The sequence below is a fragment of the Niveispirillum lacus genome, from assembly GCF_002251795.1.
In the GTDB taxonomy this organism is placed as follows: Bacteria; Pseudomonadota; Alphaproteobacteria; order Azospirillales; family Azospirillaceae; genus Niveispirillum; species Niveispirillum lacus.
In genome coordinates, this window is record NZ_NOXU01000029.1 from 126,185 (window position 1) to 145,624 (window position 19,440).

Here is a 19,440-nt window from a genome sequence, read left to right on the forward strand (position 1 = left end):
AATCGCCGCTGCGCAGCAACATTTCATGATGCAGTGACCTTCTGGATAGGGGGACCGCACCCCCCACAAAAATGCTTGACGCCCATGCGTGAAGGGCGCACCATCAAATCGTAACAAAGATACGGAGGCTGGTCTTGAAGGTCAAATCGCCCCGTACGCAGTGGGCGGCCAAATAATTCAGGCGATCAACTGCGTTCCGTAGCATGGGAGGGTGTGTAGAAACATGATCCCACCGCAGCAAAATTTTGCGATCACTTGAAATATCGCAGCAACCATCCCGGAACCATGTTTTGACATAGGTCCTTGTGGTTTCGGTCGTGAAGAGACCCCCGTGGGCGCATCCAGCCACGGGGGTTTTCTTTTGTCCAGCCGCCGCCGCCGCGAACATCGGGCTTTGGCTGGACCTCTAATATGGCTATTCAGACTGTGGCAACGGCCAACGGCCAACGGCCGAAAAAGCCAACAATGAGAGCCAGACCGGACGGAAACAGAATATGCAATTGAACAACGACATCGCCGCAATTGTCACAGGTGCTGCCTCGGGCCTGGGGGAAGCCACAGCGCGCGCGCTGGCGGCTACGGGTGTCCGGGTCGCTCTGTTCGACCTGAATGCGGAACGGGGTCTGCAAATAGCCAATGAGATCGGTGGCCGTTTCGTGGCGGTCGATGTAACCAGCGACGAGAGCGTCGAACAAGCGTTTGCCACCGCACGCGCCGCCCATGGCCAGGAAAGAATCCTGGTGAATTGTGCCGGCATTGTAGCCGGGGCTAAAACCGTTGGGCGTAATCGGGAGACCGGGGCAATCACCGGCCATTCGCTATCGCTGTTTGAGAAAATCATACAGGTAAACCTGATCGGCACGTTCCGCTGCATTGTCATGGCGGCCACCGGAATGGCCAGCGCCACACCGCTTGACGATGGCGAACGCGGCGTGATCATCAACACTGCCTCTGTGGCCGCCACCGATGGCCAGATGGGGCAGGCGGCCTATACGGCATCAAAAGCCGGTATCCTTGGCATCAGCCTGCCCGTCGCGCGGGACCTGGCCGCTGAGGGTATCCGTATCAACGCCATCCTGCCGGGCATCATGGAGACGCCGATGATGGCCGGTATGGCCGAGAATGTCCGAGCCGGCCTGTCGGCATCGGTCCCCTTCCCCAAGCGCCTGGGCCGGCCGTCAGAATATGCCAGCCTGGCCCTCGAAATATGCCGCAATGCCTATCTGAACGGTGAAAGCTTCCGATTGGATGGTGCCATCCGCTTGGCGCCCCGCTAAACGGTTTGGGGTGGTCTTTGGATCACCCCGTTCCCGACTGTTTACGGGTTGCGGCCATGCTGTTTGACGTCGATCTTCTTGCAGCCTTCAGTCTGACAGCCTTGCTGTTAGCCTATGCACCAGGTCCGGACAATATCTTTGTACTGACCCAAGCCGCACTGAAGGGCCCCTGGAAAGGTGTGATGGTCACCTTGGGCCTATGCACGGGACTGATCGTGCACACGACGGGCGTTGCGCTTGGAGTTGCTGTTGTGTTTCAGACCTCCCCAACGGCGTTCACGCTGCTGGCGGTTGTCGGTGCGCTGTACCTGCTGTATCTGGCCTGGGGCGCTTGGCGGGCAGCGCCGGAAACCCTCACCGACCCGACGATGGATGACCGGGGAGAATGGGGCCGACTTTACCTGCGCGGCATCATCATGAATGTCACCAATCCCAAGGTGGCGATCTTTTTCCTCGCCTTTCTGCCGCAATTCACCGCGCCAGAACGCGGAAACCTGGCGATGCAGTTATTCATTTTGGGGACGGTCTTCATGCTTTGCGCGCTGCTAGCGTTCTCCAGTATCGCCTTCGCCGCCGGCAGCATCCGTCCCTGGCTACGCACTTCCAATCGGGGACAAATACTGCTGAACCGGGTCGCTGCCCTGGTTTTTGTTGGACTGGCCTTGACGCTGTTGACTGCCCAGCAGTGAACGGTCTGGGGGCGGGGCTTGCCCCCAGACCGGCGCGATCATTTGCGGGTGTCCAGGGTGCCGGACAGCGACAGCGTGAAGTATGCCCCTTGATATTTGTAATGCGGTGTCACGCTCATCTGGACCCGAAACCAACCGGGTTCCCCTTCGACGTCGGTCACCTGGATCATGGACTTACGCAGTGGTCGCTTGGCAACAATGTCGGGCTTCGGGTTATCCTGATCAGCGACATACTGCATTAACCACTTTTTCAGTTCCGTCTCCAGAACAGTGCGGTCAGTGACCTTGCCGATGGATTCCCGTTGTATGACCTTGATGTAGTGGGCCAGGCGGTTGATGATCAGCATGTAGGGCAGTTGGGTGGATAGCCTGTAATTAAATTCCGCCTGCTTTCCCTCTTCGGAAATACCGAAGAATTTGGGCTTCTGTACCGACTGGGCCGAAAAGAAAACCGCATTGTCGCTGTCCTTGCGCATGACCAGCGAAATGAACCCTGCCTCGGCTAACTCCACCTCACGCCGTTCCGACAACAGGATTTCTGTAGGCACCATGTTGCGGTGCCGCCCCCCCTGCTCGTAGGTGTGCAACGGCAGATTATCAACGGTGCCCCCTGCCCTGGGACCGATAACATTGGAGCACCAGCCGGACTTGGCAAAACTGTCGGTCATACGGGCGGCAAAGGCGAAAGCCGTGTTGCCCCACAGGTAGTCTTCACTGGTGCCAGCCGCCGCTTCAACACAGTTAAAAGCCTTGACTGGTGTTGTGTCCGGGCCATACGGCAGGCGCAGCATAAAACGAGGCGCCGTCAGCGCGACATAGCGGGCATCCTCGCTGTCGCGGAACGCGTTCCATTTATCATACTGGGGGCCGGACATAATGTCCTTCACGTCCTGCTTGTGCTCCAGCTCGGTATAGGACTTCAAACCGAACATCTGTGGCGCAGTAGCCGCGATGAATGGAGCGTGGGACACGGCGGCAATCCGGGCTACATCCTGCAACAGCTTGATATCATTGGCCTTGTGCGTGAAATCAAAGTTGCCAATGATTGCACCATAGGGCTTGCCACCCAGGGTGCCCAGATCGGCACTGTAGACGCGGCGATACAATGTCGATTTGGTGAATTCCGGCGCATCGTCGAAATCATCCGCCAATTCCTGCTTCGTGGCGTTCAGGATTTCAACGCTGATATTCTGACGAAAATCTGTTCGATCGACCAGGAATTTCAGGCTGCGCCAGGCGGACTCCAGGGACTGGAAATCCTGATGACGCAGTATTTCAGCTGCTGCTGGAATATCTAAGCTTTCCTGACAAATTCATGTTTGCGCAGATCAACGGTCTGCGGGGCGCGTTCTCCGGCACTGACACGGAGTTGTGCTTTGTCCTGGATGCCGATGAAATCCCTGGCGGAACGGTTGAGACATTACGGGAAGCCGCGGGCGACCTGTTGCGTTTGGGCTGCGTGCCAGCCATCAACCAGTTCAAAATGGATCTTGAGCCGCTACGCCTGACGCAGCGCGTAACCCGTTATCCGCTTATCCCCGATACACGGCGTCCCCTGGCCTATGAGGTACACGCGGTTGGTGATGTCACGCTGGTTATGCGACAGAACCAAGTCCTGCGCCAGCAGGTTGCCCCGCTTTATGCGCAGCATCAGCACACCGGCGCCGGCTGCCATGCACTATACTGGCATCATAGCGTGGAAGCCGCCCCTGACGGTGCGCAGGAAAGCCTTTTGTCCTTATCCGATCCGGCGGGGACGCTCCTGGATTTCGGTGACGGGGTTGTGAACATCCAGGCCCTCTGCGGCAACCGCGATCTGGCCTCTCGCCTCACCTCGCTCTCCTTTACACTCGCCCGCGATCCGAGCCGCGTCGGCGAGGTGCATGCTCTGCGTCGCCCAGCGCGGGCGTTACGCCCGGCGACCGCCGGCCGCAGCCATTGGCAACTGATCTCCCAGCTTTCCTTCAACCGCCTCAGTCTTACCCAGGGGGGAGAGGCCGGCCTGCGTGGCCTGCTCTCTGTGCATAATCTCGCCAGTCCGGAAAAGGATGCCGTCCTGTTCAAAGAGGTGCAGCAGCAGATCGACAGCCTGCAAACCCTAACCGTTAGCCCGAGCCTGTACCGGGTAGGTACCGCCGACCGCTGCGCCTGGTGTATGGGCAGCGACGTGACCCTGACCTTCGACGAAAGCGATGCCACTGGCAGCCGGTACCTGTTCGCCGCCGTTCTGGAGCGGTTTTTGGCCCTGCAGGCGGCGGCCAATAGCTTCACCACCGTGACAGCCCTTTCCCAGCAACGTAAAAACAGGATCGCACGATGGCAACCCAGGGCGGGCATACGCGCACTGATTTGACACGCTTGCTGCGAGACACGCCGCAATCATTCGAACTGGACCAGCTTTTCCGCCTCTGGCATCTCAGCGGAGAGGGTGATCTGACCTTGCCCGCCATGCGGGGACTTGGCTTCGCCTTAGGTGATGCCATGGGCACCAGCATCGAGGGGGAAGGATCAGGCATGCCGGCCATGGTGGCTTTTGCTATCACCGGCCCAGCCGGTCTTCTACCCCGTCATCTGACGGCGCGTTTGGCACTGGAAGCCCGTGCAGGCGATACGGCACTCGCCGATTTTCTGGACATGATGTCATCGCGCTTTACGACACTGGCCCATCTGGGCTGGCGCCGCAGTGACCCCGCCGCCCTGCGCGAGCAGGATGAGGGGGCGGCATTGGCCCCGCTTCTGGCGCTGGCCGGGATGGGTACAGAGGGGTTCCCGGCCTTGGTGACACAGGGTGCAGCCGGGATTGATGCTGATGGCATCGCCTATTTTGCCGCCATCCTGGGCGCGCAGCCACGATCAGCCGATGGTTTGGCCCGGCTGCTGTCGGGTGTGCTCTGCCTGCCGGTGGAACTGGTGCAGTTTCATGGGGGGTGGCTGACCCTGCCATCGGAAAGCCTCGCGCGGCTGGGGGGAAGCCGGCCCTTGTCACAGGGTCCCGCCCTTGGGCAAAGACGCTGGGAAGTCCAGTCCCGATTGGCCATTATCATTGGCCCCGTGGCGCCGGAATGGATCAGCCGGACCATGCTGGCCGGGGATGAGAGCACCCCACTTGAATGGCTGCGCCGCTTGACCCGCCTCTATCTTGGATCGGGCTTTTCGGTTGATCTCCGTATCCGTGTGCGGACCGAGGCAATCCCGGAAGTGACCGACCCGCCGACCCCGCGCCGCCTGGGTCTGGATAGCTGGATGGGACGCCCCAAGCACACGGGGCAGGTGGAGGATTGCCGCTTTCATTGGCAGATCTGAAGTATATCAGTCCTCTACAACCTGCCGGCCCGCATCCAAGCGCAGGACAAGGTCGGCGCGGCCCGGCATTTCCGCCAGGATGTGCCGGGTCAGCCTTTCATAAAACTGGACGAAAGCTGCCACCTGTCTGTCTGTCATCGTCTGATCGGCAGGATTGCCTGTCGCGCGCAACCGGGCCCGCAGCGTTTCTTCTTGCTGGCAACGCCAGTCACGAACGACGGCAAAATCCGGGGCTGCCAACAGGATCAAGCCATCCAGGCGGGCGAACAGGCGCTGGTAGTCCCCAGCCAGCCGGCCATTGACATATCGCCGCCAGCGCCCATCCGGGTCCTGCACCCGCTCCAACTCATTAACGGGATGGTGGAGGGCGGCGTTATCCTGCGGCACCGCCCCAACGCACCAGCCTTCCAGCAGCAGCAGATCAACGGGGCCGTCGACAATAACGCCGACAGCGTCGCGATCATCGACAGACTTGTCGAACCGGGGAAGCACGGTTGGACCCGGTCGGGCCACATTGTCCAGGACGGACAGGCCCAAGGCCACGTCATGGGTACCGGGCACCCCACGGATGGCCAGCAGCGGATGGATATCGCGCGCCAACCTTTGGCGCGCCGCCTTGGTCAGATAAAGATCATCGAGCGACAGCACCGCCGCGCGCACCCCCGTCACCCGTAACCGTGCCGCCAGACTGTCGGACAAGGTCGATTTGCCGCTGCCCTGGGCCCCGCACAGGCCCATGATGAGGGGGCGCTTTGCCGTTGCCGACAGTCGACAGCGCACAAATGCCTCCACCCGGTCCACAGAGGTCAACACACATTGTTCCTTTCAACCACCGCCACAAAACAGACCGTCGCACGCCCAAAGATGCGGTATCAAGCCTTGCCTGCCCCCCCTTTTCTCTGCCTATACTGACGTATCCGAAACAACGTGGAGGGCTGCGGGCGTAGCACCATTTCCCAGCCCCGAATGCCGGGCCGGTTCCGGCTGCGACGGGTGCATCTGGGCCGCCAACCCGCGGCGTCATCATGAGTCCATTGGAAGATTTTATCCGTTCGCGGAACATCACCGAAGTTGAATGTCTGGTGCCCGACATGGCCGGCATCGCACGCGGCAAGATCGTGCCCGCCGAGAAATTCCTGCGGATTCTGCGGGATCGCGGTCTGCGGCTGCCGGAATCGATCTTTATCCAGACTGTTACGGGCGAATATCCGGAAGATGAGGATGTGACCAGTGTGGAGAATTGGGACGTCTATATGACACCCGATCCCGGCACCATCCGCGTTGTGCCCTGGTACAATGAACCTACGGCCCAGGTTATCTGCGATTGTTTTTATGCCGACGGGTCGACGGTAGACATCTCCCCGCGGTCGGTTCTGAAGCGTGTTCTGTCCTTGTATGACGAAAGGGGCTGGAAGCCCATCGTGGCGCCGGAACTGGAGTTTTTCCTGGTCGCTGTCAACAAGGACCCAGACTATCCGCTGGTTCCGCCCGTCGGCCGGTCGGGCCGGCAGGAAAGCGGCCGGCAGGCCTATGGCATCGACGCCGTTAATGAATTTGATCCAATCTTCGAAGATGTCTACGATTTCTGCGAAAAGCAGGAGATCGATGTCGACACGATGAGCCATGAGGCCGGTGCTGCCCAGATTGAGATCAACTTTAATCATGGCGAAGCGCTGGAACTGGCCGATCAGGTCTTTTTGTTCAAGCGCACCGTTCGTGAAGCGGCGATCCGGCATCAGGTCTATGCCACCTTCATGGCCAAGCCCATGCAGAATGAGCCGGGCAGCGCCATGCATGTTCACCAGTCGTTGGTCGATGCCAAGACGGGCGTGAACCTGTTCGCCAATCCTGATGGCACTGACACAGCGCTGTTCTTGAGCTTCATCGCAGGGCTGCAGAAGTTCCTGCCCTATGCGATGCCGCTGCTGGCGCCCAATGTGAATTCGTACCGACGGCTGGTACAGGGATCGGACGCGCCGATCAATGTGCACTGGGGCCGCGACAACCGCACCACCGGCTTTCGGGTGCCCGTCAGCCCGCCGGAAGCACGGCGTGTCGAAAACCGCGTGGCCGGGGCGGATGCCAATCCTTATCTGGCGCTGGCAGCGTCGCTGGCCTGCGGCTATATCGGCATGATCCAGGAACTGGAACCGTCCGATCCGGTCAAAGGTTCCGCCCACCGTCTGGCCTTCTCCCTGCCCCGCCACCAGGGCGACGCGCTGAACAAGTTCAACGCCTGCAAGCCGTTGAAGGAAGTGCTGGGCGAACGGTTCATCTCGGCCGTCAGCGCCGTGAAGCAGGCGGAGTATGACGCGTATCAGCGCGTGATCAGCAGTTGGGAGCGGGAAAACCTGTTGCTGAACGTCTGATCTGCCTATCATTCGGAGCCGGCTGAACACCGGCTCCGAATTTGTGCAACAGAGTGAAACAGAAAAACGGGTCATGTTGCACGAGGACCCGCTTCAGAACAGGCTTAACTGCCGGACCGGTGCGTCGGGCACCCGGAATTTCGAGCAGTCCATGTCCCAACGACGGCGGTCCAGGCCGAGCCGTTTGGTTGCCAGGTGAAAGCGGCTGCGCAGCAGATCGGCATAAGCGCCCGTGCCCTTCATCCGGGTACCGAAATCTGACCGATACAGCGCCCCATCGCGCGACTGCCGGATCAAGGAGAGCACCCGGTCGGCCCGGTCGGGATAATGGGTGCGCAACCATTCCTCAAACAGCGCGGCGATCTCTAGCGGCAGACGCAGCAGGATATAGCTGGCGGAAACTGCCCCCGCCCCTGCCGCCGCCTCCAGGATGGCTTCCATTTCATGGTCGTTGAGCGCCGGGATCATCGGACTGGTCAGCACAGCCACCGGCACGCCCGCATCGGACAGCGCCCGCACCGCAGCCAGCCGTTTGGCCGGGGTGCAGGCGCGTGGTTCCATCGCACGCGCCAAGTCCCGATCCAAACTGGTGATGGAGATCGCCACCTGCGCCAGCCCGTCAGCCGCCATCGTTGCGAGAAGGTCCAGGTCACGCAAGACGCTGGCCGATTTAGTGATGATGCTGACCGGCTGGTTGAAGGTACGGCAGACTTCCAGCACCGCGCGTGTGATCCCCTCCTCCCGCTCGATCGGTTGATAGGGATCGGTGTTTGCACCCAGAGCCAATGGTTTGCAGATGTACGAACGGGAGCGCAGTTCCTTCGCCAGCAGGGCGGCAGCATCGCGCTTGGCAAAAAGCTGGGTCTCAAAATCCAGACCGGGAGACAGGCCCAGATAGGCGTGGCTGGGCCGTGCGAAACAATAAACACATCCATGTTCACAGCCCCGGTACGGATTGACCGAGATTTCAAAGGGCACATCCGGACTGTCATTGCGGCTGATGATGCTGCGCGCCGCGTCGGCCATGACAATGGTCCGCAGTTTCGCCGGCAGCCCACCATCGGCGCCCCAGCCATCGTCATCCCGGACCCGGCTTTCCCGTTCATAGCGGGAGGTCAGATTGCTGATCGCGGCGCGCCCCCGCGTCGGCTGGCACGACAAAGGGTCCATGAAATTCGCCCGCCTGAATGGAACATATCGTGAACATAACAGACAAGCAGAGGCGTGCAAAGGATTTTGCATGTGGATCGATGAGGTTGGCAGCGTGGCGCCCCTACCGTGGCCCCAACCCTCAATACTGACTGCTGATTTCAGTTATTGATGCGGGCAAATTCGCGGAAGGTGACAGCGATCTTGTCTTCGACAATCGTCACTTCTCCCCGCGCCACCATACGGCCGGACACCACGATGTCGGACAGGTCGTCGATCTTACGGTCCAGTTCCACGATAGCGCCACGGCCCAGTTTCAGCAGGTCACGCACACGGATCGTGGAGGTGCCCAACACCACACTCATTTCCACCTCCGTATCATAGACGGCGGAAATCTCCTGCTGTTCGGGTAGGGCACGAACGGAACCAGCGCCGGCCATTTCGCCAAACATGGCATCGATATCGTCCTGATCGGGCATGTCCCCCACCCTGGAAAGATCAATCACGCCCCAACCCTATCACGGGTGCCGGTCTTCGTGCAGCGACAAAGGCGGCTGCTTCCTGCCAAGGGGCCAAGGAAAAGCTGCCACGTGCCTGACCGGACGGTGAGGGCAGTACAAACAGGGCGATGCCCTCCCAGTCCAGGGGATGCCGTCCCCAGGGCAGATGCGCCCGCGGGCCGAGAAACAGGCGGGCACCATTCTTGCTGGTAAAGGCGATGGCCGCCGGCCGATGGGCGCGCATTTTGGCCTGAAAGCCGGGAATGTCGAAGCCTGCTGGTGTCAGATCAACATCATTGCCAATTTCCACCTTGTTAAGATCGGTCAGACCCAGGCCCAGTTCATTCACACGACGAAAGTCTGCCGCGCGCCAGCCCGGTGGCACGAGACCAACCTTGACCAAGGTCGGCCAGAAGGCATTACCGGGGTTGGCATAATAGGCACCCTTGGCTGCGGAAACGCGGGATGGTGCCGTGCCGCAGAAAACGAGCTGGAGGCCGGGGGCCAGAATGTCAGGCAGGATCATGATAGTCGGCATTATTTGCCGCCCCCCGCCGCAGCGCAAGAGAGAATGGCAGAAATCCGCCATTTCCGCACAGTTGGCACACCCTTTGCTTTCTATTCTGGCAAGCAACGGCCACCGGCCAGCATGAGGAATTCGAGCGATGGAAAATTCACTCTACATCACCCTGTCCCGCCAGGAAGTTCTGCGCCGGCAGTTGGAAGTGGTGTCGAACAACATCGCAAACATGAACACCACCGGTTTCAAGTCGCAGCGCATGCTGTTCCTGGAATATCTGGAGCGTCCCGATCGTCAAGGCGACCGGATGAGCTTCGTTCAGGATTTCGGCCTGCAGCGCAATGTCGATGCCGGTCCGCTGACCGTCACCAATAACGAGCTGGATGTCGCTTTGCGTGGTGATGGCTATTTCGCTGTCGAAACGTTGACTGGCACCCGTTACACCCGTGGCGGCGCCTTCCAGTTGAACAGCAACCGCGAGATCGTCGACCATTCCGGCCTGCCGGTTCTGGACACCAACAACCAGCGCATCACCGTCCCGGCTGATGCCACCCAGATCCACATTGCCGGCGACGGCACGGTGGCCACCGAGGCAGGTCCCCTGGGGCAGTTGAAGGTTGTGACCTTCGCGGACCAACAGCGGATGATGGAACTTGGCGGTGGCCTGTACGAAGCCAACCAGGAAGAAATTGCCGTCGAGCAGCCGCAGATCACCCAGGGTGCCATCGAAGGCAGCAATGTCCAGAGCGTGGTGGAAATGACCCAGATGATCGACGTGCTGCGCACCTACCAGAGTGTTCAGCGAATGATTGACAGCGAGCATGAGCGCATCCGCGGCGCCATCACCAAGCTCGGTCGCGTTCAGTAATCCCGCCAGCAAGAAGGATCGGAACCATGCGTAGCCTCTCCATCGGCGCCACCGGCATGCTGGCCCAGCAGCTCAACGTCGAAACCATCTCCAACAATATCGCCAACATGACGACGACCGGTTACAAGCGTCAGCGGGCCGAATTCCAGGACCTGCTGTACCAGAACCAGCGTCGCGTCGGCTCCACCTCCTCTGACGCCGGCACCATCGTCCCGTCGGGTATCCAGGTTGGCCTGGGTGTTAAGGCCGCCGCGATCTACCGGATCAACGAGCAGGGCAATATCAACCCGACCGGCAACACCCTGGACCTGGCCATCAACGGTCAGGGTTACTTCCAGATCCAGCTTCCCAATGGTGAAACCGCCTATACCCGCGCCGGCTCACTTCAATTGAACGCCGAAGGCACGCTGGTTACCGCCGATGGGTATCAGGTGCTGCCCGGCATCGTGGTGCCGCAGAATACGGTCGATATCACGGTGAACCCGAACGGCGAAGTCCTGGCCAAGATCGATGGCCAGACCGTGCCGCAGAATGTCGGGCAGATCCAGTTGGCTGCCTTCCCCAACAATGCCGGCCTGGAAGCCATCGGTGATAATTTGCTGCTGGAAACCCCGGCTTCGGGCCAGGCCATTGCCGGCAACCCTGGCGCTCCCGGCTTTGGCCGCGTGATGCAGGGGGCGGTTGAAACCTCCAACGTCAACATTGTGGCCGAGATCACCCAGTTGATCACCGCCCAGCGTGCCTATGAAATGAATTCCCGCGTCATCTCCACCACGGACCAGATGATGCAGTCGGTCAGCCAGCTCCGCTAACCGCCGCTTTTGAGAATGGTTGAAACCAGCACCGGCAGTTCTGTGCCGGTGACAGGACAAATTTGCCTAGCCCGTCCCCGGAGTGCCCGCCATGAACCGCTTCGCCGCCCTGCTGATCGCCGCCACGTTGCTGAGCACCGCCCATGCCGATGCCGCCACGCTGAAGCCGGCCGCCACGGTCACCGATGGGCAGATTCTGCTGGGTGACCTGTTCGACGGTCTGCCGGGCGATCAGGCCATGCGGCCGGTAATGCCAGCCCCCGCACCCGGTCGCCGCGCCAACCTGGATGCCCCTACCCTGTCACGCATCGCCGCCAGCAATGGCGTCGAGTGGCGCGCGACGGGCGGGGGAGACCGGATTGTGGTGGAACGCGCCGCCGTCCAGGTGGGCAATGATGTGATCGCTGACGGTCTGCGTCAGGCATTGCAAGAGGCGGGGATCGGCGATGGCGCCGATGTACTGATGGATAACCGCACCCTGACCTTCTTCCTGCCGGCCGGCAATGACGCCACCGTGCGCGTGGAAAATCTTGCCTATGATGCCCAGCGTGGCCGCGTGACAGCGGAAATCATTGCCCCCGCAACCGGTCCGGAGGCGGTTCGCCATACGGTGGGTGCGCGCGTGGTGGATATGGTGGAACTTCCGGTCCTGGCACGCCGCATGGGCCAAGGCGAGGTGGTTGGCGAGGCGGACATCACCTGGATCAAGTTGCCTCGTGACCGGCTGCAGGCGGGTGCTGTTGTCGAAGCCTCTGAAATGATTGGAAAATCCTTGCGTCGGGCTATTGCACCCAACCAGGCGGTGAATGCCCGCGACGTGCGGGACCCGGTGGTGGTGGGTAAGGGGCAAGCCGTCACCATCCTGCTCCAGACCGAGGTGATGACCCTGACCGCGTCGGGAAAAGCCCTGACCGACGGCGCCCAGGGTGAGTTGGTACGGATTGTGAATACGTCCTCCAACAGAGTGATCGAAGCTGTGGTGGCCGGCCCCAATCTGGTGGCTGTCCGTCCCTCAGGCCAGATCCCCACCCCTGTCAGCCACGTGTCGGGCGCGTCCAAGAAGGCGGCCCGGTAAGGAGAACCGAGATGTCCACGCGTTTCCTGTCCGCCCCCACCCTGCGCCGTTCTGCCCGCACCACCCTGATCCTGTCGCTGGCCGTACTGCCGCTGACCGGCTGTGTCACGGACAAGCTGGCGGCCGTCGGCAAGACCCCGGCCCTATCCGGCATCGACGACCCCTCCCGCGATCCCAACTATCGTCCCGTGCGGCTGCCGATGCCGGATGCGCCGGTTCAAGAACGGCAGGCCAATTCCCTCTGGCGGTCAGGTGCGCGCGCCTTCTTCAAGGATCAACGCGCAGCCCGGGTCGGTGACATCATGACGGTCACCATTCAGATCAATGACCGCGCCCAGATGCAGAACAATACCAGCCGCACACGCGATGGCAGTGACAGCATCGGCATCCCGAACCTGTTCGGCCTGGAAGCCAGCACCACCAACATCCTGCCCAACAGTGTGGACCCGACCAACCTAGTCAGCACCAACGGCACCACCAGCAGCGCCGGTACCGGCCAGATCCAGCGTCAGGAACAGATCAACCTGCAGGTGGCGGCTCTGATCGTGCAGGTATTGCCCAATGGCAATATGGTGGTGAACGGCAAGCAGGAAGTCCGCGTCAATAACGAGGTGCGCGAATTGACCCTGACCGGCATCATCCGGCCGGAAGACATCACGTCAGCCAACACCATCTCTTATGAAAAGATTGCCGAAGCCCGGATCTCCTATGGCGGGCGTGGCAACCTGACCGATGTGCAGACCCCGCGTTGGGGCCAGCAGGTGCTGGAAGCCATCAGCCCGTTCTGAGGCCATGGTCGGCGCGATCTGACAGGCAACCGCCACCGGAGATACTGTTCGGTGGCGGTACCCGTTTGTCAGAACTGCCCCTGGCGGTCAGGTATTGCCCCGTCGCCTGCCAGTGGGGTTTTATTTGATCAGGCGCAGCACTTCCCTGAATTCAGGCCGGTCATAGCGTTCCAGCCACTCAAACAGAACCATCTCTACGGTTACCAGTTCAACCCCATGGGCCCGCAGACGGTCGAAGGCTGCCTCACGGCTTGCGGCCTGCCGCGAACCGGTGGCGTCCATGACCACGGCGACCCGCAGCCCCAGAGCCCGCAGGCCCAGGGCTGTCTGCAGCACACAGACATGCGCCTCCGTCCCGGCCAGAACCAGGGTGCCACCACCGGCCGCCCAGGCCAGAAAATCCGCCTCGCGCGCCGCAGAAAAATGTACTTTGCCGAAGCGCAGCGGGATCAGGGCCGCCAGCGACGCGGTGGTCGGGCCAATCCCAGCCGGGTTCTGTTCTGTCGCCGCAACAGGGATGGCCAGGCGCTGGGCCGCATGCACCAGCTTTTCGCACATCGTCACCACTTGTTCGGCCCCCGCAATGGCCGCCAGCAGACGATCCTGCACATCGATGATGACCAGACGGCTGTCTGCGGTCAGCAGCCACTCGGGCGGGGCAGTATCGGTCATCACATTTCTCCTGTCGGCTGCCATGCTGCCCACTCTGTGCGGCGGATCACTTCGGGGCAAGGGAACGGTGGTGAATAGTCGGTGTCAGCACAGTCATGACACGATGATGGAGGCGGCGATGCGCCGCAGAGGCTTCAGTCTGTTCCTGTTCCCATTATTGCTGACCACAGCCTGTAGCGGGCCGGAAATCTCCAGCCCCCCCCTGCAGATCAGCGAGGAACACCCGCATTTCGCCAATTGCGCCAGCTATATCCAGGCTGCCATGCCCGGTGCAGGCACCGAGGCCCGGCGCGCGGGGGCCCTGGAAAAGTGTCTGGAGAATAATCGGGGTGGGCGTCAGGTGGCAACGCGACTTTGATCACTGGACGCGCCCCCTGCCCGTACTACATTCTAGCCGTAGGTTTCCTTTTGAAGGTGCATCATGGGTAACAGGGCGTTGTTCACGGGCCGGCGGGCCTTCCTGGCACTGGCCGGCGGGCTGGTAATGATGGCGGGAGTGATGGGCATGACCGGTACAGCGCAGGCGGCCAGCGCCTATGATTACAGTTTCACTGCCATCGAAGGCGGCCCGTTGAAGCTGGACCAATATCGCGGCAAGGCCGTAATGGTCGTCAATACCGCCTCCATGTGTGGCTATACCCCGCAATATAAGGGCCTGCAGGCGCTGTGGGAAAAGTACAAGGACAAGGGCCTGGTGATTCTGGGCGTGCCGTCGAACGATTTCGGCGGGCAGGAACCCGGATCGGCCCAGGAGATCAAAGAATTCTGTGAGGTCAACTTCGCCATCGACTTCCCCATGACCACGAAGGAGCCGGTGAAAGGCGCCAATGCCCACCCGCTTTACAAGTGGATGGCCGAACAGAAGGGGGAGCCGAAGTGGAATTTCCACAAGTACCTGATCGGGCCCGACGGCAAACTGATCGGGGCCTTTGGATCGAAAGTCACGCCGGACTCCGCCGAACTGGCGGCAGCCATTGAGAAGGCGCTTCCAAAGGGCTGAAACCAGGGGCTTGGGCTTGTAATTCGCTTACAGGCTGGGTAGGGTCGCACCCGGTGGCCGCCGCCGGGTCGGTCCTCCCCATCCCTTTGATTCGCCTTGTGAAGACATGAGCTACGGCCTTTACGATCATCACCGCCGCTACCGCCGTCGCGTCTGGGCCCGTGTGGGCAAGGCTGCGCTCTGGTTGATCCTGCTGGGTGGTGTGGCCGGCTTCTCCTATCTGGTGGGTGTCGAACAGCTCAAATCACGCGAAGGTTCCATGCAGGAGGAACTGGCAGCGATGATCGCGGCCAAGGACAAGGCGGAACGCCGCGCCCAGCAATTGCAACAGATTGCCCAGACCCAGGAAGTGCGCGCCAACGAGCTGGAAATCCGGCTGCAGCGCGAAGTGCCGGGAGGGGAACTGGCCAAACTCACCGAACTGATGGCCCGTAAGCTGGCCGAGGGTGTCAATCCCGAACGCATGGCTTTTGTGATCGAGCAGACCAGCAACCCGCGTTCCTGCGTACGGCCGGAAACCAAGCGGTTTGTACTACCCACGCCCATTTACAAGGGGGCTAACACCCAGGTTGCCTTTGCCGATGGCACCATCATCGTGACGGGCGAAGGCGTGCCCGCGCGAAATGAAGGGGGCAACCCCGAGGCTTGGTACGACCCGACCAAGCCCGTGAAGATTCGCTTCACCGATGCCGCCGGTAAGGTCCAGGAAACCGAAGGTGTGCTGCCGCTGACCCACAAGCTGATCACCGCCGACAAGGAAGTGCGGCTGACAGTTGGTGCCGGCGCGCGATCCTTTGTCGAGGTGACGGGCGAAATCTGCCGTTTTCCCTGATGGGGGACGGACGTCCGCAGCCTGTGTGACGCCCAATCGCGCACCTTCAATGCTGCACTGCCATAAAATTGGGCGGCGTCTCCTCCCTTTTTATCTGTCATTGAGGGAAACAGCGCTTCGCAATTGCGGCATGATACTTGCTGTTTATCAAGCGGGCATGAGGCCAACGGCGGTCTCCCCTTCATAGGGCCGGCATCTCCGGTCCCCCGGACAATGGCGTCTGAACACCTGGGAAAATCCTGGGCTGTTTAGGCGCCTTTTTTTATTGTGGAGCCTCAAATGACGCTGCCGAAAAATGCGCGCGCTCTGTCCTTGATCCTGGCCCTTCCCGTTCTGGCACAGCCGGCACTGGCCAGCGACGCCGCCAGCCTGTTGAAGGATGGCAAGTTCATTCTGGATTTCCGCTACCGGCTGGAAGATGTCGACCAGGCGGGCTTAGCGCAGGACGCCCACGCCCAGACTGCCCGCGCCCGTACCGGCTTTCAGACGGGCAAGATCAATGGTTTTTCCTTACTGGCCGAGGCGGAAACCATCGCCCATGTCAGCAGCGCCTTTAATGACGGGCTGAACGGGAAGACCCGTCGCCCCCTGGTGGCAGACCCGGAGGGCATGGAACTGAACCGCCTGCAGGTAGACTATACCGGCATCGCCAAGACGGCCATCACACTGGGCCGCCAGCGCCTGAACCTGGACAATCAGCGCTTCATCGGTGCTGTCGGCTTTCGTCAGAATGAGCAGACACTGGATGCCCTCAAAATCAGCACCCAAGCCATCAATAAGCTCGACCTGACCTATGCCTATGTGGCGCAAGTCAACCGCGTGTTCGGCCATAAAAGCCCGCAGGGTGAATTTGAGGGCGACAGCCACCTGCTCAATGCCGGCCTGACCCTGTCACCCGCCGCGAAGATCACCGGCTATGCCTATCTTCTGGACCTGGAGGAACAGCCGCTTCTGTCCACCGCCACCTATGGCGGTCGGGTGGCTGGCAAATACACGCTGGACAAGGTCACCCTGACCTACGCCGCCGACTATGCCCGGCAGTCCGATTATCAGACCAATCCCCGCAACCTGTCCCTGGATTATCTCGGTCTGGAACTGACCGCCACCTATGGCGGCCTGTCATTTGGTGGCGGCTATGAAAGCCTGGAGGGCGACGGGGTGCGCGGCTTTGCGACACCGCTGGCGACCTTGCACCGGTTCCAGGGCTACGCCGACGTCTTCCTGACCACGCCAGCCAACGGCATCAATGATGCCTATGGACGTGTCGGTTACGAAACGAAACTGGCAGCCGGCCCCATTACAGGCCTCTCCGCCGCCCTGTGGTACCATGATTTCGAAGCCGAAAGGATCGATCGATCCTTTGGCAGCGAGATCGATGTGGAGGCGGCCGTGAAGCTGGGGCCCAAGGTGACGGTCAGCGCCAAATATGCCGACTATAACGGCGATGGCGCTTTCCCCGACCGCCAGAAATTCTGGCTGGCCTTTGACTATTCCTACTGAGCCTGCCGACCCCGGAGGGCGGTCTTTTGCCGCCCTCCGTCCGATATCCGACCGTTTCGAAGGATCATGCCATGACGATCCCGACCTTTCCCCGCCTGAAGGCAGTGCGGTTCCTGCTGTCAGCACGCGCACAGCGCCTGGACCGGCTGAAGCGTTTAGCCCGGCTCTGTGCCCTGGTCACCGGCCTCAGCGGGTTGGTGCATGCGTTGCAGCGGGAACGGGGGACCACGTCGCTGCATCTGGGGGCCGATGGCGGCATGATGCCCGATCTGTCGGCGCGCCGGACGGAGACCGATCAGGCGCTGGACCGGGTACGGGCGGAACTGGGGGCCATCGATCCTCTGGGCTGGGAAGGATCGCTAACCAGTTGCATTGCCTTCAGTCGCCGCGCCCTGGCGGGCCTGCCCGATCTGCGGTCACAGGTTGACACCGGCGGGATCGATCTGCGGGCTGCCACGCTGGCCTATTCGGCGTTGATTGAGGCACTGATGGCAGTGGTGACCGCCGTGGCCGGTCTCAGCGCCGATAACGCCCTGGCGCGGGCGCTGACGGCCTTGCTGAACTTCATGCGGGCCAAGGAATTTTCCGGACAGGAACGGGCGGTCGCCGCTGCCGCCCTGACGGCCGGCCAGTTCGATGCGACCCGTTTCCGACGCATGGCGCAGCTTGAGGCGGCGCAGACACAGGCACTGGACCTGTTTGCCACCCATGCCAACGATGCCCAACGGGCATTTCTGTCGGCGCAGCTTCAAGGGCCGGAATGTGAGCAGGTGCTGTGCCTGCGGATGCAGTTGCGGGAAACCGGCCCCAATCACCCCCTGACCGGTATCACCGCCCCAGCCTGGTTCGCAGCCGCCACGGGCCGCATCAACCGTCTGAAACAGGTGGAAGACCGCTTGATTGCCGATCTGGAGGCCCTGTGTGCCGATCGGATCGCAGGGGCACAAATGGAATTGTCGGCACCATTGCGGGAGGCCTCCCTGCATCTGCGCCTGTTCGCCTGGGTCCTGCGCCGCCGTCTGCGCCGGGCGGGTGACTGGTCGGAACAGGTCGCTGACGCCATGGTTACGCTGGACACTGACCATCTGCCACCCTGGCTGTCGCAGGCCCTGGCAAAGGTGACGGACGGTATCGACCCGGACCTGTCCCCCGCTGCCCAGCAGCAGCGTGAACGGCAATGGGCAGAGGCCAGTCGTGAGGCGCTGGAGGCTGTGATTGACCGGTTCAGCCATCAGCATGAACAGGCACTGGCGATCATGGCGGCCCATGCCGGCGGCATCCAGGGCGATGCGAGGTCCATGGCCGATCTGGCCGGCCTCAACGCCCGTCATTCCCTGACCATGGCCAGCGCCAGTTCGCAGACACGCGGCGGGGTCGAAGCGGTGGCGCAGGCTGCCGGCTCCCTGTCCCTTTCCATCCGCGATATCAACAGCCAAGCAGCCCAGGCATTGACCGTCTCTGCCGATGCCGTGGCAGAAGCACGGCAAACTCACCGCGCCGTAGAAGGGCTGACCGATGCCGCCCGCAATATCGGGCGCATCGTGGAAATCATCGGGGAAATCTCTGGACAGACCAACCTTCTGGCATTGAATGCCACCATTGAGGCAGCGCGTGCCGGCGAGGCGGGCAAGGGATTTGCGGTGGTGGCAGGCGAGGTGAAAAGCCTGGCCAGCCAGACCGGTCGCGCCACCGACGAGATCGGGCACAGGATTGAAGAGATGCAGGCCGCCACCGGTGCGGCTGTCACCGCTATCGGTGCAACAGCGGCTAAAATAGAAGCCATCGCCGCCCTTGTCGCGGGGATTGAGGCCGCTCTCATGCGACAGCGTCAGGATACTGAACGCATTGAAGAAAATATGCGCAGTGTTGCCGAGAGCGCCACTGACATCGACAATGTCGTGGAAGGTGTGGCGCAAGGGGCCGACCATATTGGTCGCATGACCGGCAATGCCCTATCAGCCACGGGCGAACTGTCGCGTCTGGTGGAAAGCCTGCGCGAAGGGCTGAACGGCTTCGTGACACGGGTACGGGCCGCGTAAAGACGCAAGGATCGGCGGTGAACCGGGGCGGCAGGTGAGGGCCGCCC

Annotated in this window: 20 protein-coding genes; 14 read left to right on the top strand and 6 right to left on the bottom strand. The window is 61.4% G+C overall.

The annotated features are described in order from the left end of the window. Nucleotides 1-494: 494 nt before the first annotated feature. Together CHU95_RS12110 and CHU95_RS12115 are read left to right on the top strand one after the other, a co-directional pair. Entirely contained in the window at nt 495-1,277 is a 783-nt protein-coding gene (locus tag CHU95_RS12110; RefSeq protein WP_094456605.1) for an SDR family NAD(P)-dependent oxidoreductase, read from the top strand. A gap of 56 nt (nt 1,278-1,333) precedes the next feature. Continuing rightward, complete coding sequence (locus tag CHU95_RS12115; protein WP_094456606.1) at nt 1,334-1,966, top strand: LysE family translocator; 633 nt, start codon at nt 1,334-1,336, stop codon at nt 1,964-1,966. Between the two features lie 38 nt (nt 1,967-2,004). Here the strand turns inward: CHU95_RS12115 and tssC are convergent, their stop codons facing one another. Further along, a complete protein-coding gene (tssC, locus tag CHU95_RS12120) occupies nt 2,005-3,279 on the bottom strand; it encodes a type VI secretion system contractile sheath large subunit (RefSeq protein ID WP_094456607.1) in 1,275 nt (424 codons plus the stop codon). A gap of 2 nt (nt 3,280-3,281) precedes the next feature. On the opposite strand from tssC, the gene CHU95_RS12125 reads away from it, so the two are divergent. Beyond that, the gene (locus CHU95_RS12125; protein WP_094456608.1) at nt 3,282-4,319 is read left to right on the top strand and encodes a type VI secretion system baseplate subunit TssF; all 1,038 of its coding nucleotides are present in this window, start codon (nt 3,282-3,284) and stop codon (nt 4,317-4,319) included. Next, nucleotides 4,283-5,269, top strand: coding sequence for a type VI secretion system baseplate subunit TssG (tssG, locus tag CHU95_RS12130; RefSeq protein ID WP_094456609.1), 987 nt, complete (start codon nt 4,283-4,285; stop codon nt 5,267-5,269). The genes CHU95_RS12125 and tssG overlap by 37 nt, the downstream gene beginning before the upstream one ends. 6 nt (nt 5,270-5,275) lie before the next feature. Here tssG and CHU95_RS12135 read toward each other — a convergent pair whose 3' ends face one another. Next, nucleotides 5,276-6,082, bottom strand: a complete 807-nt coding sequence (locus tag CHU95_RS12135) for a hypothetical protein (protein WP_207762474.1) — start codon at nt 6,080-6,082, stop codon at nt 5,276-5,278. 212 nt (nt 6,083-6,294) lie between these two features. On the opposite strand from CHU95_RS12135, the gene CHU95_RS12140 reads away from it, so the two are divergent. Further along, complete coding sequence (locus tag CHU95_RS12140; protein WP_094456610.1) at nt 6,295-7,638, top strand: glutamine synthetase family protein; 1,344 nt, start codon at nt 6,295-6,297, stop codon at nt 7,636-7,638. A 93-nt stretch (nt 7,639-7,731) separates the two neighbouring features. Here CHU95_RS12140 and CHU95_RS12145 read toward each other — a convergent pair whose 3' ends face one another. The 3 genes from CHU95_RS12145 to CHU95_RS12155 all read right to left on the bottom strand — a co-directional run bounded on the left by CHU95_RS12145 (nt 7,732) and on the right by CHU95_RS12155 (nt 9,825). Continuing rightward, complete coding sequence (locus tag CHU95_RS12145) at nt 7,732-8,808, bottom strand: PA0069 family radical SAM protein (protein ID WP_094456611.1); 1,077 nt, start codon at nt 8,806-8,808, stop codon at nt 7,732-7,734. A 140-nt stretch (nt 8,809-8,948) separates the two neighbouring features. Continuing rightward, the gene (fliN, locus tag CHU95_RS12150) at nt 8,949-9,266 is read right to left on the bottom strand and encodes a flagellar motor switch protein FliN (RefSeq protein ID WP_094456752.1); all 318 of its coding nucleotides are present in this window, start codon (nt 9,264-9,266) and stop codon (nt 8,949-8,951) included. A 19-nt stretch (nt 9,267-9,285) separates the two neighbouring features. Then, a complete protein-coding gene (locus CHU95_RS12155) occupies nt 9,286-9,825 on the bottom strand; it encodes a mismatch-specific DNA-glycosylase (RefSeq protein WP_245838185.1) in 540 nt (179 codons plus the stop codon). Between the two features lie 127 nt (nt 9,826-9,952). Here CHU95_RS12155 and flgF point away from each other — a divergent pair, with 127 nt between their 5' ends. The 4 genes from flgF to flgH all read left to right on the top strand — a co-directional run bounded on the left by flgF (nt 9,953) and on the right by flgH (nt 13,350). Then, nucleotides 9,953-10,675: a flagellar basal-body rod protein FlgF gene (gene flgF / locus CHU95_RS12160; RefSeq protein ID WP_094456612.1), complete on the top strand. Its 723-nt coding sequence runs from the start codon at nt 9,953-9,955 to the stop codon at nt 10,673-10,675. Between the two features lie 26 nt (nt 10,676-10,701). Continuing rightward, a complete protein-coding gene (flgG, locus tag CHU95_RS12165; protein WP_094456613.1) occupies nt 10,702-11,487 on the top strand; it encodes a flagellar basal-body rod protein FlgG in 786 nt (261 codons plus the stop codon). A 91-nt stretch (nt 11,488-11,578) separates the two neighbouring features. Continuing rightward, a complete protein-coding gene (flgA, locus tag CHU95_RS12170) occupies nt 11,579-12,562 on the top strand; it encodes a flagellar basal body P-ring formation chaperone FlgA (RefSeq protein WP_094456614.1) in 984 nt (327 codons plus the stop codon). An 11-nt stretch (nt 12,563-12,573) separates the two neighbouring features. After that, nucleotides 12,574-13,350, top strand: a complete 777-nt coding sequence (flgH, locus tag CHU95_RS12175) for a flagellar basal body L-ring protein FlgH (protein WP_094456615.1) — start codon at nt 12,574-12,576, stop codon at nt 13,348-13,350. Between the two features lie 120 nt (nt 13,351-13,470). On the opposite strand, the gene CHU95_RS12180 is transcribed toward flgH, so the two are convergent. Beyond that, nucleotides 13,471-14,022 carry an isochorismatase family protein gene (locus CHU95_RS12180; RefSeq protein WP_094456616.1) on the bottom strand — a complete coding sequence of 184 codons (552 nt, stop codon included), beginning with the start codon at nt 14,020-14,022 and terminating at the stop codon, nt 13,471-13,473. Between the two features lie 118 nt (nt 14,023-14,140). On the opposite strand from CHU95_RS12180, the gene CHU95_RS12185 reads away from it, so the two are divergent. From CHU95_RS12185 to CHU95_RS12205, 5 genes are all read left to right on the top strand, one after another. Beyond that, on the top strand, nt 14,141-14,380 hold the full coding sequence (locus tag CHU95_RS12185) for a hypothetical protein (RefSeq protein WP_133065515.1): 240 nt from the start codon (nt 14,141-14,143) through the stop codon (nt 14,378-14,380). Nucleotides 14,381-14,443: 63 nt separating this feature from the next. Further along, the gene (locus CHU95_RS12190) at nt 14,444-15,022 is read left to right on the top strand and encodes a glutathione peroxidase (protein WP_425435976.1); all 579 of its coding nucleotides are present in this window, start codon (nt 14,444-14,446) and stop codon (nt 15,020-15,022) included. Nucleotides 15,023-15,128: 106 nt separating this feature from the next. After that, nucleotides 15,129-15,854, top strand: a complete 726-nt coding sequence (locus tag CHU95_RS12195) for a hypothetical protein (RefSeq protein WP_094456618.1) — start codon at nt 15,129-15,131, stop codon at nt 15,852-15,854. Between the two features lie 279 nt (nt 15,855-16,133). Then, the gene (locus CHU95_RS12200) at nt 16,134-17,354 is read left to right on the top strand and encodes a hypothetical protein (RefSeq protein WP_094456619.1); all 1,221 of its coding nucleotides are present in this window, start codon (nt 16,134-16,136) and stop codon (nt 17,352-17,354) included. Nucleotides 17,355-17,425: 71 nt separating this feature from the next. Next, a complete protein-coding gene (locus CHU95_RS12205; protein ID WP_094456620.1) occupies nt 17,426-19,393 on the top strand; it encodes a methyl-accepting chemotaxis protein in 1,968 nt (655 codons plus the stop codon). Nucleotides 19,394-19,440 lie beyond the last annotated feature (47 nt).

Excerpts from the sequence above, each read along its gene's own strand:
- flgH (WP_094456615.1), top strand. The coding sequence starts at position 12,574 with ATGTCCACGCGTTTCCTGTCCGCCCCCACCCTGCGCCGTTCTGCCCGC.
- tssG (WP_094456609.1), top strand. The coding sequence starts at position 4,283 with ATGGCAACCCAGGGCGGGCATACGCGCACTGATTTGACACGCTTGCTG.
- CHU95_RS12125 (WP_094456608.1), top strand. The coding sequence starts at position 3,282 with ATGTTTGCGCAGATCAACGGTCTGCGGGGCGCGTTCTCCGGCACTGAC.
- CHU95_RS12155 (WP_245838185.1), bottom strand. The coding sequence starts at position 9,825 with ATGCCGACTATCATGATCCTGCCTGACATTCTGGCCCCCGGCCTCCAG.
- CHU95_RS12180 (WP_094456616.1), bottom strand. The coding sequence starts at position 14,022 with ATGACCGATACTGCCCCGCCCGAGTGGCTGCTGACCGCAGACAGCCGT.
- CHU95_RS12185 (WP_133065515.1), top strand. The coding sequence starts at position 14,141 with ATGCGCCGCAGAGGCTTCAGTCTGTTCCTGTTCCCATTATTGCTGACC.
- CHU95_RS12205 (WP_094456620.1), top strand. The coding sequence starts at position 17,426 with ATGACGATCCCGACCTTTCCCCGCCTGAAGGCAGTGCGGTTCCTGCTG.
- CHU95_RS12145 (WP_094456611.1), bottom strand. The coding sequence starts at position 8,808 with ATGGACCCTTTGTCGTGCCAGCCGACGCGGGGGCGCGCCGCGATCAGC.
- flgG (WP_094456613.1), top strand. The coding sequence starts at position 10,702 with ATGCGTAGCCTCTCCATCGGCGCCACCGGCATGCTGGCCCAGCAGCTC.
- CHU95_RS12190 (WP_425435976.1), top strand. The coding sequence starts at position 14,444 with ATGGGTAACAGGGCGTTGTTCACGGGCCGGCGGGCCTTCCTGGCACTG.
- flgF (WP_094456612.1), top strand. The coding sequence starts at position 9,953 with ATGGAAAATTCACTCTACATCACCCTGTCCCGCCAGGAAGTTCTGCGC.
- fliN (WP_094456752.1), bottom strand. The coding sequence starts at position 9,266 with ATGCCCGATCAGGACGATATCGATGCCATGTTTGGCGAAATGGCCGGC.
- CHU95_RS12115 (WP_094456606.1), top strand. The coding sequence starts at position 1,334 with ATGCTGTTTGACGTCGATCTTCTTGCAGCCTTCAGTCTGACAGCCTTG.
- CHU95_RS12110 (WP_094456605.1), top strand. The coding sequence starts at position 495 with ATGCAATTGAACAACGACATCGCCGCAATTGTCACAGGTGCTGCCTCG.
- CHU95_RS12195 (WP_094456618.1), top strand. The coding sequence starts at position 15,129 with ATGAGCTACGGCCTTTACGATCATCACCGCCGCTACCGCCGTCGCGTC.
- flgA (WP_094456614.1), top strand. The coding sequence starts at position 11,579 with ATGAACCGCTTCGCCGCCCTGCTGATCGCCGCCACGTTGCTGAGCACC.
- CHU95_RS12140 (WP_094456610.1), top strand. The coding sequence starts at position 6,295 with ATGAGTCCATTGGAAGATTTTATCCGTTCGCGGAACATCACCGAAGTT.
- CHU95_RS12200 (WP_094456619.1), top strand. The coding sequence starts at position 16,134 with ATGACGCTGCCGAAAAATGCGCGCGCTCTGTCCTTGATCCTGGCCCTT.